Source organism: Paenibacillus xylaniclasticus (assembly GCF_004001065.1).
Classification (GTDB): Bacteria; Bacillota; Bacilli; order Paenibacillales; family Paenibacillaceae; genus Paenibacillus_T; species Paenibacillus_T xylaniclasticus.
Genome location: NZ_BIML01000024.1, coordinates 1 through 15,326 on the forward strand (window position 1 = coordinate 1; position 15,326 = coordinate 15,326).

Sequence of the window (15,326 nt, forward strand, 5' to 3'; positions counted from 1 at the left end):
GGGGCGTTACAGCCGCCGCGCGGCATTTCGTGCATTCCTCACAGTCTTTGCTTCGAGAATACCAACGGTAACAAAAAAAAAGCTCCTTTAGAAAGGATTGTATTACCTCCTTTTACTAAAGAGCTGTTTCCAATTAACTATTCCATAAGGCGGGGCAAACACAAGGTTCCAAAGGAACTGAAAGCGTGTGCTTTCGAAGCAACTTCTCTCCGGAAAACCGCCTATCGTTCACCTTGATCACCGGACTCTTTCATTGCAGCTATCCTATACCCATCATCATTACGACCCAGCGCCTCTATATCGCTTTACACCGCGGTTCCAGACGCTCAGTCCAAGCACGAAGACGATCAAGCCGACAAGCGGTGTATACAGCGCAAGCGAAGCAATGTTGTCGCTCTTGTGCTCAAGGAAGTACGACGCCGGAATAACACCGACGAATGCGAACGGCAGCAGCCACGTCAGCACGAACCGAATGATTTTATTATAGATATTAACCGGATACCGGCCATAGCTTTGAATATTGTACATAAGCGGCAAAATACCTGTCGGCGCGTCCGAGTAGAACGAAATCGCCGTAAGCGCCGTATACATGCCTGCATAGATAATTACGGCACTGAAGATCAACAGAAGCATGACTGGAATATCGAGCCATTGAATCGTTAGGCCAAGCTGGCTGTAGCTGATCGCCATTATGATGAAGCCTATCAACGAACCGATAAGCGATGGCGGGTCCATATTTTCGAGCGTCACCTGAAACAGACTGTGCGCCGGACGCGTCAGCACCCGGTCCATTTCCCCTTTAGCAATATAGCGTTCAGCGAAATTCCACAAGTTGAAAAAAGTCGAAAAGATGCCGTACGGCACCATGAAGAAACCGTAAACGAACACAACCTCCGCCTCCGACCATCCGCCGAGCGTCGGCGTCTGACGGAAGACGATCAGAATAAAGATCAGGTTAAGCCCTTGAAACATCAGATCCGACAGCACTTCGATCCAGAAGTCGGCGCGATAGGTGAGACGAGTCTTGGCATAATTTTTCAAATATTCCCAAAAAAGTGACATGTAGAGCATCGTATCGTTAACCCCCCTGCACGAAAAGGCGCATCCGAGCAGCCCGCCACGTTATCGCGATCGGGACCAGCAGAATGACGAACCAGACAACCTGCAAGCCGAGTACGCCTCCTGCATCCGACAGCGGCGTTCTTCCAGTGAAGACCGAGCTAGGCAAATAGGTAATAGCTTGGAACGGCAGCCATTTCATCGTCTCCGACAACCAACCGGGGAAGAACGCGATCGGTACGACGACGCCAGAGAACAAGTCGACGATAACCCGCTTCATACGCATCATGCCCTCGTTATTTTCGACGAAGAAGGCGAATAGGCCGGTCAGCATATTGATCTGCGTATTAATAAGAAAGGCAAACAGCAGCATAAGCAGGTATACGCCCCATACGGCCGGATCGGTCGGCAGCGATACCGGAAACAGCAGGCAGACGATGACCATGCCCGGAATCATAAACAGAAGCAAGCGGAAAATTCCTTCACCGAAGCCCTGCATCATCTTAACTGCAAGATACGAGTAAGGCCGAATCAACTGAATCGCGACGCTGCCGTCGCGTATTTCATTGGCAATCTCACGATCCAGATTGTTGAAATAAAATGCGCGCGCCATCCAAGACACCGCTGTATATGTCGTAATCTGCGCAACGGTGAAGCCCGCAAGCTCTGATTTGTCGCCGTACACAGCCTGCCACAAGAAGTAGTAAGCACCGATGTTAATGGCGTAGATTACAATGCCGCTGTAATAGTTTACCCGGTAAGCCAGCATCATCAGGAAGCGAATACGGATAAAATCAATATACGCGCTCATCATCGCCGCGCCGTCTCCTTCCGTAGCTCCTGCTCTTCCTGCTGAGCCTCCGTACTTAGCTCCAGCGATGCTGCGGCAGCCGATTTCGTCTCCGCACTGCCGGATTGATAAATTTCACGGACGATTTCGTCGGTGTTCGTCTCGTTAATTTTAATATCACGAATATCGACTGCAGAGCCAACGACTCGCGCCAGTGCATCCGAGACATTAACGGAATGCGGCAGCCACATCGTCGCCGCCATCTCATGATCGGCTGACCAAGTGACGCCGAGACCCTCCGTCATCGTATGCAGTCGATCGAGTCCAACCGCAATGCCGAATTGGAAATTGATTTCGCGGCCCTTACTCCAGCGTGTCTTCAGCTCCTCCAATCCCCCGTCATAAATAATGCGGCCGTCGTCCAGCATAATAACACGTGAGCACAACGCCTCAATATCCTGCAAATCGTGCGTCGTCAGCAGAATCGTCGTGCCGTGCTCCTTATTCATCTCTTTTAGAAACTCGCGAATTTCTGTCTTCACGATAATATCTAAGCCGATCGTCGGCTCATCGAGGAACAAAATGGACGGATTGTGCAGCAGCGAGGCGACAAGCTCGCAGCGCATCCGTTGGCCGAGGCTCAGCTTGCGTACCGGTCGGTTCAGCAGCTCCGACAGCTGCAGCCGCTCCACCAATTCATCCAGACGACGGCGGAAGTCCTCCTCCGGCACTCGGTACACCTTACGCAGCAGCTGGAACGACTCAATGACGCCAATATCCCACCACAGCTGCGACCGTTGTCCGAAGACGACGCCGATCTCTTTAACGAATTTCTCTCGCTCCTTATAGGGAACATATCCGTTAACGAGAAGCTTGCCTGACGTCGGCACGAGAATACCTGTCAGCATTTTAATCGTCGTCGATTTACCTGCTCCATTCTCGCCAATATAACCGCAAATCTCACCTTGCGGAATTTGAAACGTTATATCCTTAACCGCGATCACTTCACGGTACTCACGCTTGAATAAATCGCGCAATGCGCCGCCGAGGCCTGCGCGGTTGTTCTGCACCTTGAACTGTTTTCTCAAATCACGCACGTCGATCGCTAGCTTCGACAACTGTGTTACTCCTCTCTTGCTTGGCAATTCAAATTATAATAATAATTTTTGCTTTGTTGATAAAACTTGATTCAATACGATATTCAGCCTTATAATTTATGGATGTGTATCATCCTTTAGCAGTAAAATAATCAGGCACAAGACAGCATACTCCAAAAAGGAGCGACATTCAATGGAAGCGCGTCAAAAATTAAAAAGAAAACGCAGACCGTGGTGGCTGTGGACACTATTCGGTTTGCTAGTTATTATAGCCGGCATATTTATCTACGCTGCTGTGTGGGGGATCGGCGTATATAACGCGGTCGGTGACCTGAATAAAACCGGCGAAGATTCGAAATTCAGCCAATTTGAGAATGAAGGGCTGCAGGAGCCGCCGAAATGGGAGGGCTCCGAGCGGGTTAACATTCTGCTGATGGGCGGCGACGGACGCGGACTTGAGAAAAATCAGGTTGCCCGTTCTGACACAATGATGGTCGTATCGATTGATCCAACGACGAAGAAGGCGCATGTGTTCTCCGTTCTACGCGATACGTACGTTGACATTCCAGGGCACGGCAAAGGACGCATCAATACCGCTGTAACCCAAGGCGGCGAGGTGCTGGCTCGCACGACGGTCGGCAATCTGCTTGGACTTGATATTCAATATTATGTTTATACTGAATTCGAAGGCTTTAAATCACTAATCGATGAGATTGGCGGTATCGATTTCTACGTTGAGAAAGATATGAACTACGTTGACAACGCCGACCTGAACCGGTACGACATTCATCTGAAGAAGGGTTACCAGCATCTGGATGGAGACCATGCACTTCAATATGTTCGTTTCCGTCATGACGCTATGAGTGACTTCACTCGCACTGAACGACAACGCGCGTTCATGAAGGCCGTTGCAGATAAAATTTTGACCGGATGGAACATTTTGAAGATGAAAGACATTATCGAAAGCGTCAATCCTTATATTGAAACGAATCTCACCTTCGAGGATATGCTCAAGCTCGCCAATCTCGGCCGCAACGTATCGATGGCTGGCTCTCAGCAAGTGCCTCCGATGGACTTGATCGCCGAGGATAAAGTCGGCGGTGCAGCTGTCATCGGCATCAAGAGCGAGCAAGCGATTCGTGATTTCGTACAGGAGACGCTGGCGACTGACACGAGCACATCATCCGATGGTGCGGCAGACGGCACGGATGCAGACGGTACAAGCTCAGACGAGAGCAGCGCGGCAGACGGACAGTAAATTCAATAGAGGACTGTTCACGAGTCATGAAGAATGACGGTGAGCAGTCCTTTTTTGACGAACAAAGTTTGTTATAATGATCAAGAAGCTTATGGACTTACGGAGGTAATAATTCGATGATTAACAATCATGCGCGTTCCGCGCAAATGTATGAGGAAGCGCTGCAGCATATCGTAGGCGGCGTGAACAGTCCGTCTCGTTCATTCAAGGCGGTCGGCGGCGGTGCCCCAGTCTTTATGGAGCGTGCGAAGGGCGCCTATTTCTGGGATGTCGACGGCAACAAATATATCGACTATTTAGCAGCATACGGCCCGATCATTACAGGACATGCCCATCCGCATATTACGCAGGCGATCGTTCGCGCTGCCGAGAACGGCACGCTGTACGGCACCCCGACGGAGCTTGAGATCAAGCTTGCACGCATGCTGAAGGAGGCCATTCCTTCGCTCGATAAGGTACGGTTCGTCAACTCTGGTACAGAGGCGGTCATGTCGACGATCCGCGTTGCCCGCGCCTATACGAAGCGAAGCAAAATTATTAAGTTCGCAGGCTGCTATCACGGCCATTCGGACCTCGTTCTCGTGGCAGCCGGCTCAGGACCTTCGACGCTGGGCATTCCGGACAGCGCTGGCATACCGACGAGCATCGCGCATGAGGTCATTACGGTTCCATTCAACGATATCGATGCGCTGCGTACCGCATTGGAGCGTTGGGGCGATGATACGGCAGCGGTCATGGTCGAGCCGATTGTCGGCAATTTCGGCATGGTCATGCCGAAGCCGGGCTTCCTTGAAGCGCTGTGCAAGATTACGCGCGAATACGGCGCTCTCGTCATCTATGACGAAGTCATCAGCGCCTTCCGCTTCCATTACGGCAGTACACAGACATACGGCGCATTTCCGGACCATGCTGCGATTGAGCCGGATCTGACTGCGCTTGGCAAAATTATTGGTGGAGGCCTGCCAATCGGTGCTTACGGCGGCCGCAAAATGATCATGGAGCAGGTCGCTCCGCTCGGACCGGCTTATCAAGCTGGCACGATGGCCGGCAACCCGGCCTCGATCTCGTCGGGCATCGCATGCCTCGAAGTGCTGAGAGCCCCTGGCGTGTATGAAGAGATGGAACGGCTCGCTATCAAGCTCGCCGATGGAATCCACGAGTCGGCGAAGCGCCATGGCGTACCAATGACGATCAATCGGATTCGCGGCGCATTCTCGACCCACTTCTGCGACCATCCCGTTACGAACTATGAGGAAGCGCAGCAGACGGACAGCGAGCATTTTGCCCGCTTCTTCCGAGGTCTGCTGGAGGAAGGCGTAGTCATAGCCCCTTCCAAGTATGAGGCATGGTTTCTGACGACCGCCCATACCGATGCCGACGTGGACGCTACGATTGAAGCAGCTGACCGCGCGTTAAGCAAGGTGTTGCGGTAACATACATTAAGGACGATGCAGCTTATCATGCATCGTCCTTTTAAATACCAGTATGTACTCCGCCGTGCTGCTGCCCCGCCCTACTGAGCCAGCTTCACAATTGCGCCAAGCGCCGCTTCGATCTCACGCTCAACCGCTTTGCTGACAGCGTCGGTATGCGGATCGTATTCCGCCGCCAAATCCGCGTCCGCATAGCCGTCTATTGCGACAATCGCTCCGGCTCGTACGCCGCGCAGCGAAGCAGTCACATACAGCGCCGATATCTCCATCTCGACGGCGAGTGCGCCCGCCGCCTTCATCTTTTTATGGGGGAACTCCTCTACTCCGTTAAAGAAGACGTCCAGCGTTACCGTCATCCCCTTGCGCACGACACCTTCACCTTTCGCTTCGAGAGCCGCTTCATACAGCGCATTGATGACATCGCTGTCCGCAACAGCCGGGAAGCCGTCTGGCACAAGCTGGCGCGTCAGACCGTCTGTTCGAATCACTGCCGTGCTCACGATTAGGCTCCCTGCCGGTTGATCGGCCGAATACGAGCCTGCCGTCCCTACACGAATGAGCGTCTTCACCCCAGCCCGAATGAGCTCCTCAAAACAAACCGCCGCGCCCGGGCAGCCGACCCCATGGCTGACTACCGCAAGCTTCACTCCCTGGTACTTGCCGACGAACGTCCGGTATTCCCTTGCGAACGCCAGCTCCCTTGCATGCTCCAGCCGCTCCGCGATTGCCGCTGCACGCCGCGGATCGCCGCACACCAGCGCATATTGTGGAATATCTTCCGAGTTAATCTGCAGAATAGGCAAATACATCGTACGATCTCTCCTCCTCTTCATCCAAAAAAGGATGCAGCTAACAGCGGCCGACACACCAGCCGCATCGCTGCATCACGTCTTAAAGCTGTTATTGCTGCACTCCAGCCTTCTTCAATTCGGATACGAAGCTGTCATGCATAAGACCATTCGAGGCGGCGACATGCCGAATCCCCAAATGATAAGGCTCCCCGGCAATGTCGGTCACTTGGCCGCCGGACTCCGTTACGAGCAGCGAGCCCGCCGCCAAATCCCATGCGTTCAGCCCATATTCCCAGAAGCCGCTTAACCGACCCGCAGCTACATATGCCATATGCAGCGCGGCCGAGCCCCCGGCACGAATATTGCGAACCTGCGGTACAAGCGCCTGCAGCCCCTGCATATTCGGTACAAGCATTTGCGGATCTGCCGGAAATCCCGTTGCGAGCAGGCTCTCACGCAGCGTCCCTTCCTGCGATACTGCCATCCGCTGACCGTGTACGTAAGCGCCTTTGCCTTTCTCCGCGACGAATAGTTCGTCCCTCATCGGATCATATATAACACCAACGATTACTTCGCCCTTATGCGCCAGAGCGATCGATACCGAGAAGAACGGAAATCCGTGCACGAAGTTCGTCGTACCGTCTACAGGATCGACGATCCACAGGTACTCCTCATCCCGCATATCATGCAGAGCGCGCATCGATGCCTCCGGGCCTGGCTGCACGCCCTCCTCTCCCAAGAACGAATGATGCGGAAAATGCGTCATAATCAAATTCCGGATCATCGTCTCGGCACCTTTGTCCACCTCGGTGACAAGGTCCTGCGCCGAATATTTCAATGACAAACTCGTATGTTTGCCAAGCTTGGTCTTAATCCATTCCCCCGCTTTAGCCGCACAGTTGATGGCAACGGCCATGAAGCTTTTGCCTCCGATAACGGGGATATCCCGCTGATCATTCACCTTCAATCACGCTACTTTCCTATAAGGTTCCGGTTGCTCTACTACATTACGTCTTGTACCGCTCAAAGTTTCGCCCGTTTATGCTATAATGCCGCTGCTCCTTCATAAATAAGCTCAGCTGCCATTAAGACGAACGTGACGCGCAACACCCACAGCAGTGCGTTGCCGGTCATTCGCGAAGCAATATAGGCACCCAGCTTGCCGCCAAACCATGCACCCGGCACAAGCATCAGCACGATCCACCAATTCGTCTCACCGAGGTAAGCGTGTACGCCCGTCCCAAGAATCGAAGACATAAAAATTACAAACATGGACGTAGCTGTCGCCACATGGGGAGGAAAACGGAACAGCAGCACCATGACCGGAACGAATAGAGACCCGCCGCCGATGCCGAACAGCCCTGACACAAGTCCAACGACGAAACCGATCAACAGCGCCGGAAGAACAGAATAACCATACTGATGCTCCACACCATTATCGTCGGTGTAGGTACGTGTAACCGGCCACTGTATCGATAATGGCTTCATATAGTCTCTTGCTACAAGCAGTCCTGCCATCAGCAGCATAAATATACCGAACGAAAGCTGAAATACGCCATTCTTCATATGGCCAGTCAGAGCAGAGCCAAGCATCGCCGCCGGTCCGCTCGTGATGAACAGCAGCATGCCGCTCCGCCAATCCACACGGCGCTTCTTCGCATAAGACAGCGTTGAAGCGAGCGCCGTTACGATCAATACGGCAAGCGAGGTCCCGACCGCCGTAGGGTGCTCGATCGTATCTCCGGTTAATTGCGAGCCTAGAAGCGTTAGCGCCGGAACGATGATGATACCGCCGCCCAGACCTACGATACTGCCGAACACGGCGGATACGAGGCCAAGCAGCGTAAGCAGGACGATCTCAAGCACACGATTCCCTTCCTTCTACGTATGTCACGATATATGCTTTCATGCCTGCAAGCGAAAAGCCGCTATCGAAACCGATTGCGGCCTCACGCTTATAGTTCAATCGCCGAAGGTCCGATGACGCGTACGCCCTCACCTCTTACGCCCATCTCCCGAAAGTCGGTCATGAGCTGGAACAGCGCATCATCCTTACGCTTCGCCTCTAACATGCAGTCAATAGCCGGCACCGATCCGGAAACCTTCTGCAAGAAACGAAGCAGCGGCACCGCCTCGACATAATCGGCATGGCCGCGAGGGTCAGTCACGCTCTTCGGGCTGGAGGCATGAATCTTAGGCGGCAGATACCAATCCTGCATGCTGCTTCCACCGGTGTCAACGCTGAGAGCTGAAGCAGCCACACCGCCGTATGCCGCTTGTCCCGTATTAGACAGCCTCTCGTTCTCACGCCGCCACGTATCCACAATACGCGGCCACAGCTCGTTAATTAGCGATGTCTCACTCTCGCCTCCGTCATTCACTGCATGGTGGTGAATGTCGAGCACCATCGGCACACCGACCGTCTCGGCAAGCTCCAGCGTCTCGCGTACGTTGAACGTCTTGTCGTCGTTCTCAAGCGTGATCCGATTCTTAAAACGCGAGTCGAGCGCGCCGAACTGCTCGACGAAGCGACGGCCGGAGGCACTCTTGTCGCCGTATGCGCCGCCGACGTGAATATTGTTTTTGGCCGTTTCGTTGAGCCCCATCGCCTCAAGCATCCGGACATGATAGTCCAGATCCTCCGTCGATTTGGCCAACACATTAGGCCTTGGCGTGCTAAACACGCAAAAATGGTCCGGATGAAACGATACGCGCATGCCGTTATCCCGCACGAATGCGCCGATGTCCGCGAATTTGTCTGCTAGTACCGGGAAAGGGTCCCAGCCGCTCAGCGCATCGTGCGTCATAAGCGGAATCAGCTTAGAGGAAAACCGGTACACCGAGACTCCGTTGCCGCGGCAGTGCTTGAGCAGTCGTAGAGAGTTGTCCAAGTTTTGCTCAGCCACTCTCTCCAGTTTACGCAGCGCTGCTTCCCTGTCCTCCAGCTTCGAGAAGCTGGCGTACGTCATCGTCTTGGAGGGAGAAGCGTTCTCCAGCAGCATGCTCATCGCTACGAATCCGAACCGTACAATCACGCGCTGTGCTCTCCGAAGAACATTTCGTGCGCAAGCGCTGTCTGTATGCGCGCTTCCTCATCGGTCAGCTTACGGACGAGCACCATCTCGACTTCCGTTACTTCCTCACCTTGAAAATTAATTTCTGCAATCGAGGCAACAATGCGCACGATCGCAATCGCCTGATTGCTTGGCGAATACGCGATTACCTTCTGACCCGTCGGAAATACACGAAAGCCTTTTTTGACCATTTTGCCACGGCCATATTCGAGCAGCTCATACAGTTCCTGCTCAGACTTGAATTTGCATACGGAATTGAATTCGGTCTGAAAACCCATATCCCGTTCCTCCTATATCGAATATGTAAGCTCGGACTGCTTGTCCCAAGCGGCAAGCGGTAAGGCGGCCCCCATATTATTCTGGGGAACCGCCGCCGTAATCGATTCGCTGCTTGTCAGCATGCCGCTGCAGAGCAAGCGAAATGAGCGTATCAAGCAGCTCGCCATAGGAAAGACCCGATTCCTTCCACATGAGCGGATACATGCTGAAAGGGGTAAAGCCAGGCATTGTGTTCACTTCGTTAATGAACAGCTCGCCATCGGACTTGCGCATGAAGAAGTCGACACGGGATAAGCCCGATCCGTCGATCGCCGTGTACGCGCGCAGAGCCATCTCGCGAACAGCCTGCGCCTTCTCAGGCGGAATGTTCGCGGGAATTTCCATTACGGAAGTGCCGTCAATATACTTTGCTTTATAATCATAAAATTCATTCGAAGCCCGAATTTCGCCCGGTACGGATGCTCTTGGCTCATCGTTGCCGAGTACGCTGACCTCGATCTCACGCGCATCGACGAACTCTTCGACGACGACTTTGCGGTCATAACGCAGCGCATATTCGATACCGGCAATCAGTTCCTCACGGTTTCTCGCTTTGGAGATGCCGACGCTGGAGCCTAGGTTAGCCGGCTTGATGAAGCAAGGATATCCGAGCGCTACTTCGATTTCCATAATGTAATAATTCGGGTCCTTCTCCCATTGTGTCCGATTAAAATACCGGAATACGCATTGCGGTAGTCCCTCGTGTGCGAACACCTTTTTCATCGTAATTTTGTCCATGCCGACTGCCGAAGCGAGTACACCCGCTCCAACATAAGGAATGTTCGCCATCTCAAGCAGTCCTTGAATCGTGCCGTCCTCGCCGAACGTGCCATGAAGCAGCGGGAAAACAACATCTAGTGCACGAGAGTTATCTGCCGATTGACCAGCAAGCTGCAGTCCTTGGAATATCGGACTGATCGCTCCACCGGCAGCGGACTCCGCAAGCTGCAAAGAAGCGATGTCTGCCGGCGGCTCCAGCAGCACGTCTCCTGCTCTCCATTCGCCGTTATGCGTAATATAAAATGGCTTGACTTCATAACGGTTATAATCAAATTCGCTCATTACCGCCAGCGCAGTACGAAGCGACACCTCGTGTTCACCCGATTTTCCCCCGTAGATAAGACCTACGCGAATCTTCTCGCCCATTCGTTATTCCTCCGGTAGTTCGTATTCGTGGACGACCATAATCGTTACTTGTCGCTCACCGTTAAAATTGATCGGCTATATGAAAAAAGCGGTATCTCGTCTTCTCGGTCCAAGCGTAGGAATCTTTATAATCCCAATATCGGTGCCGGCTTGCGACCGTATTCGCGTTAACGAGCGGCATCCCGCCCACATCGAACGCTGTAACGATCGTCGTGTGCTGGTACCGATAATCGCCGTTCCAATCATAACAAATAACGTCGCCAAGCTGCAGTTGATCGGCTGATTCGACTATCGTCGCCCGAAGGCCATTCTTCCGCCCCGATGCGAGATACGATTGCAGTGCATTCGCGACTGCCCAGCTATAGCTCCACATCTCGCGACCGCCATTGCGTCCTTGATACCACCAGCCGCTATCTCTTTTACCAGTATAGTTCATTGGCGCATGGCCTGCAAAGATACACTGAGAGACGTAGTTCGTACAGTTTACCTCGAACAACTCGTAAGCGGGATTTCCTTCATTCCACCACCGATCGGCATAAGCAGCCGCAAGATCGCGGCGATAGGTCTGCTTCGCCCGATGTTTGATATCCGGTAAAATATCATAATTTAAGAACGGCGCCGATGGCGGCCTTACAATTCGCTGTGACGACTCCGCCCAAAGCTCGCTTTCTTTGGGCACCAGCGACTGCTCGTTCGCGCCGAACCGCGGTCTGCGCTCGGATACGACGGGCTCTACGCGTGTAATGATCCAGTCGCTGCCGTTACGGGCAAGCCAGAGCCGCTCGTGCTCCAATCTTTCCTCTGTATAAGATCGGCTCTTTTGTTCCATAATGCGTTTGATACGAAGCTTTAACATAACGGTCGTCTCCGATGCCGATTCATTCACGCGGATGATCTCTGCCTTCGTCTCACTGCGGGAGGAGAGCACGCCTCGGAGCAAATCCCGCTCGCGCAGCCGCTCCAGACGGGCACCAAGACGCACAAGATGATCGCTGTCTGCGACAAGGCCGTCGAATACCGACGGATGCTGATCAACCTCAGCTTGGTTGAACCGATTGATGTACGCATGAACGCCAGACTTCCAGCCTTCAAGCTTCGGCTCCTGCATCTGCTGCCGTTGCGTCTGAGCGAAACGCGGCGCTGTGATCCCGCGCTTGCTGACGGAACGGCTCGTCGAACGCGGCATGCTCACCCCTCCTCATACGGATGAAAAATTATGGAGATCTTCGCTTTTTTCATCTTATGTAGGAATAGGCGCGTTCATGTGAAATATAGATTGAAATCGTTATAAACAGGCTTTACGTACCCCCTATAAAAACGATATACTGTAGTCATAAGCGTTTTATGAAATCGTGTTTCGCAGAATGAAACTAACGAAACACACTAGCGATTTCGATTGAATCCAATCTAGGAGGCGTTATCGTTTATGTCTAAGCAAGACCAATATGGCGTACGCTCGACGCTCGAATCCGGCGGCAAATCGTACGCGTACTACAACCTGCCTGCACTCGAGAAGCAAGGTCTGGGCAGCATCTCGAAGCTCCCGTTCTCCATCAAGGTGCTCCTCGAAGCAGCGATCCGTCAATTCGATGGCCGCGGCATCACGGCAGAGCATGTTAAACAACTCGCAACGTGGGCTGAAGCTCGCACGGATAAAGAAATTCCGTTCATCCCTGCCCGCATCGTCCTGCAGGACTTCACCGGCGTACCGGTTGTCGTTGACCTTGCAGCTATGCGCGACACGGTGAAGAAAGCAGGCGGCGACCCTAAACGGATCAACCCGCTCGTTCCAGTAGACCTCGTAATCGACCACTCCGTCATGGTCGACGCATTCGGTTCACCGGACGCGCTTGAGACGAACATGAAATATGAATTCCAACGCAACGCGGAGCGTTACAAATTCCTCCGCTGGGCGCAAACGGCGTTCGATAACTTCCGTGCGGTTCCACCAGCAACGGGTATCGTTCACCAAGTTAACCTTGAATATCTCGCATCCGTAGCAGCAACGAAGACGGTAGACGGCGAAACGGTCGTATATCCTGACTCGCTCGTAGGTACCGACTCCCATACAACGATGATCAACGGTCTCGGCGTTGTCGGCTGGGGCGTCGGCGGCATCGAGGCGGAAGCCGGCATGCTCGGACAACCGCTGTACTTCGTTATGCCAGAAGTTATCGGCTTCAAGCTGACGGGCAGCCTGCCAGAAGGCTCTACGGCTACTGACCTCGCGCTGACGGTAACGCAAATGCTCCGTAAGAAAGGCGTTGTCGGCAAATTCGTTGAGTTCTATGGCTCGGGTCTTTCCAACATCAGCCTCGCTGACCGTGCAACGGTTGCGAACATGGCACCGGAATACGGCGCAACGATCGGCTTCTTCCCTGTCGACGACGAGACGCTGGCGTTCCTGCGTTCGACGGGCCGTGATGAAGAGCAAGTGAAGCTCGTTGAAGCTTACTACAAAGCACAAGGTATGTTCCGTACGGACGACCTGGCTGACCCTGTGTTCTCCGATGTTATCGAGCTCGACCTGTCTACGGTCGTTCCATCGCTCGCAGGTCCTAAGCGTCCGCAAGACCGCGTAGAGCTGACGGCGATGAAAGAAGCATTCAACAGCATCATCCGTACGCCGATCGACAAAGGCGGCTATGGCCTGTCCGATGACAAGATCGAGCAGCAAGTTGAAGTGAAGCATCCTAACGGCCAAACGAGTACGATGGGCACGGGCGCTGTCGTTATCGCAGCAATTACGTCCTGCACGAACACGTCCAACCCGAGCGTTATGGTCGGCGCGGGCCTCGTAGCGAAGAAAGCTGTCGCTCGCGGACTGACGAAACCAGGCTACGTAAAATCGTCCTTGACGCCAGGCTCCCTGGTCGTTACGGAATATTTGAGAAAAGCAGGCCTGATCGAGCCGCTCGAAGCAATCGGCTTCCACGTTGCAGGTTATGGCTGCGCTACTTGCATCGGTAACTCCGGTCCGCTTCCAGACGAAGTTAGTCAAGCAATCGCTGACAACGACATGACGGTAGCAGCTGTACTGTCCGGTAACCGTAACTTCGAAGGCCGCGTCCATGCGCAGGTTAAAGCGAACTACCTCGCTTCTCCTCCGCTCGTCGTTGCTTATGCACTGGCTGGTACGGTCAACATCGATCTGGCGAAAGATCCGATTGGCTACGATCAAAACAACCAACCGGTTTACCTGAAAGATATCTGGCCTACGAAAGCGGAAATTCAAGAGGCAATCAGCACAGCTATGAGCCCGCAAATTTTCCGCGACAAGTATGCTAATGTCTTCACGCAGAACGAGCGTTGGAACGCAATCGACGTTCCGGAAGGCGAAAGCTACGAGTGGGACGAAAGCTCCACGTACATCGCTAACCCTCCGTTCTTCGCGAACCTGGGCGCTGAAGCAGGCGACATCGCCGACATTAAAGGCGCTAACGTGCTTGCATTGCTTGGCGACTCCGTTACGACGGACCACATCTCGCCGGCAGGTAACATCAAGGTTGACAGCCCAGCTGGCAAATACTTGATCGAGCATGGCGTTAAACGCGAAGACTTCAACTCGTACGGCTCGCGCCGCGGTCATCACGAGGTCATGATGCGCGGTACGTTCGCAAACATCCGTATCCGGAACCAAGTGGCTCCAGGCACGGAGGGCGGCGTAACGAAGTACCTGCCTACGGATGAAGTAATGTCGATCTATGACGCTTCGATGAAATATCAAGCTGAAGGTAAAAACCTCGTCGTTATCGCAGGCAAAGAGTACGGTACGGGCAGCTCCCGCGACTGGGCAGCTAAAGGTACGTTCCTCCTCGGCGTTAAAGCAGTTATCGCAGAGAGCTTCGAACGTATCCACCGTTCGAACCTCGTCGGCATGGGCGTACTGCCGCTCCAATTCCAAGCAGGCCAAAGCTGGTCCTCGCTCGGCATTACGGGCCGCGAAACGTTCGATATCGAGGGCCTGTCGAACGACGTTCAACCAGGTCAGCTCGTAACGGTAACGGCTACGCGCGAAGACGGTTCAAAATTCGACTTCCAAGTCATCGTACGTCTCGACTCGCTCGTTGACGTCGACTACTACCGCAACAGCGGTATCCTGCAAACCGTTCTGCGTCAAATGATCGCGAACATGTAATAACGTGAGTCAGGCTGCTACAGCCTGACTCGATAAGAATGGCCTGTAAGCCTCGGCGAAGCCGCCGCGGTTTACAGGCCATTGTGCTTTTGCGCTGCTTTGGTTTATAATCCCCTCGCCTCAGGATTCGCTCCATCGACCGCGCGCTTACCTTCACCTTAACCGTTCCCGTCAGTCGTCAGTCATCTTAAACAGCACACTTTCGGTTCGTGTGTGGCACTC

14 protein-coding genes are annotated in these 15,326 nt (G+C 53.5%); 4 read left to right on the forward strand and 10 right to left on the reverse strand.

Annotated features, from left to right (window positions below; genetic code table 11):
* On the forward strand, positions 1 to 237 hold a 237-nt coding region (locus tag PXY01_RS22640), incomplete at its 5' end, for a hypothetical protein (protein ID WP_218028232.1).
* A 42-nt stretch (positions 238 to 279) separates the two neighbouring features.
* Here PXY01_RS22640 and PXY01_RS17650 read toward each other — a convergent pair.
* Genes PXY01_RS17650 through PXY01_RS17660 form a run of 3 tightly spaced genes read right to left on the reverse strand, consistent with a single transcriptional unit; the run spans position 280 to position 2,967 of the window.
* On the reverse strand, positions 280 to 1,071 hold the full coding sequence (locus tag PXY01_RS17650; RefSeq protein WP_127571704.1) for an ABC transporter permease: 792 nt from the start codon (positions 1,069 to 1,071) through the stop codon (positions 280 to 282).
* A gap of 7 nt (positions 1,072 to 1,078) precedes the next feature.
* Entirely contained in the window at positions 1,079 to 1,873 is a 795-nt protein-coding gene (locus PXY01_RS17655) for an ABC transporter permease (protein WP_127571706.1), read from the reverse strand.
* Positions 1,870 to 2,967 (reverse strand): ABC transporter ATP-binding protein, encoded by a 1,098-nt coding sequence (locus tag PXY01_RS17660; protein ID WP_127571708.1) that lies wholly within the window; start codon positions 2,965 to 2,967, stop codon positions 1,870 to 1,872. Before PXY01_RS17660 ends, PXY01_RS17655 begins: the two co-directional genes overlap by 4 nt.
* Before the next feature lie 172 nt (positions 2,968 to 3,139).
* Between PXY01_RS17660 and PXY01_RS17665 the strand changes: the two genes are divergently transcribed.
* Together PXY01_RS17665 and PXY01_RS17670 are read left to right on the forward strand one after the other, a co-directional pair.
* Entirely contained in the window at positions 3,140 to 4,204 is a 1,065-nt protein-coding gene (locus PXY01_RS17665) for an LCP family protein (RefSeq protein ID WP_127571710.1), read from the forward strand.
* A 116-nt stretch (positions 4,205 to 4,320) separates the two neighbouring features.
* Positions 4,321 to 5,637 (forward strand): glutamate-1-semialdehyde 2,1-aminomutase, encoded by a 1,317-nt coding sequence (locus tag PXY01_RS17670; protein WP_127571712.1) that lies wholly within the window; start codon positions 4,321 to 4,323, stop codon positions 5,635 to 5,637.
* Positions 5,638 to 5,717: 80 nt separating this feature from the next.
* On the opposite strand, the gene PXY01_RS17675 is transcribed toward PXY01_RS17670, so the two are convergent.
* From PXY01_RS17675 to PXY01_RS17705, 7 genes are all read right to left on the reverse strand, one after another.
* Positions 5,718 to 6,446: a nucleoside phosphorylase gene (locus PXY01_RS17675; RefSeq protein ID WP_127571714.1), complete on the reverse strand. Its 729-nt coding sequence runs from the start codon at positions 6,444 to 6,446 to the stop codon at positions 5,718 to 5,720.
* 91 nt (positions 6,447 to 6,537) lie between these two features.
* Positions 6,538 to 7,389 carry an inositol monophosphatase family protein gene (locus PXY01_RS17680; RefSeq protein ID WP_174721846.1) on the reverse strand — a complete coding sequence of 284 codons (852 nt, stop codon included), beginning with the start codon at positions 7,387 to 7,389 and terminating at the stop codon, positions 6,538 to 6,540.
* An 83-nt stretch (positions 7,390 to 7,472) separates the two neighbouring features.
* Positions 7,473 to 8,294 (reverse strand): sulfite exporter TauE/SafE family protein, encoded by an 822-nt coding sequence (locus PXY01_RS17685; RefSeq protein WP_127571716.1) that lies wholly within the window; start codon positions 8,292 to 8,294, stop codon positions 7,473 to 7,475.
* An 89-nt stretch (positions 8,295 to 8,383) separates the two neighbouring features.
* Complete coding sequence (uvsE, locus tag PXY01_RS17690; protein WP_127571718.1) at positions 8,384 to 9,463, reverse strand: UV DNA damage repair endonuclease UvsE; 1,080 nt, start codon at positions 9,461 to 9,463, stop codon at positions 8,384 to 8,386.
* Positions 9,460 to 9,780 (reverse strand): hypothetical protein, encoded by a 321-nt coding sequence (locus PXY01_RS17695; RefSeq protein ID WP_127571720.1) that lies wholly within the window; start codon positions 9,778 to 9,780, stop codon positions 9,460 to 9,462. Before PXY01_RS17695 ends, uvsE begins: the two co-directional genes overlap by 4 nt.
* A gap of 76 nt (positions 9,781 to 9,856) precedes the next feature.
* Positions 9,857 to 10,966 carry a D-alanine--D-alanine ligase gene (locus PXY01_RS17700; RefSeq protein WP_127571722.1) on the reverse strand — a complete coding sequence of 370 codons (1,110 nt, stop codon included), beginning with the start codon at positions 10,964 to 10,966 and terminating at the stop codon, positions 9,857 to 9,859.
* 61 nt (positions 10,967 to 11,027) lie between these two features.
* Positions 11,028 to 12,152, reverse strand: a complete 1,125-nt coding sequence (locus tag PXY01_RS17705; protein WP_127571724.1) for an amidase domain-containing protein — start codon at positions 12,150 to 12,152, stop codon at positions 11,028 to 11,030.
* A gap of 240 nt (positions 12,153 to 12,392) precedes the next feature.
* On the opposite strand from PXY01_RS17705, the gene acnA reads away from it, so the two are divergent.
* Positions 12,393 to 15,104: an aconitate hydratase AcnA gene (gene acnA / locus PXY01_RS17710; RefSeq protein WP_127571726.1), complete on the forward strand. Its 2,712-nt coding sequence runs from the start codon at positions 12,393 to 12,395 to the stop codon at positions 15,102 to 15,104.
* Positions 15,105 to 15,326 lie beyond the last annotated feature (222 nt).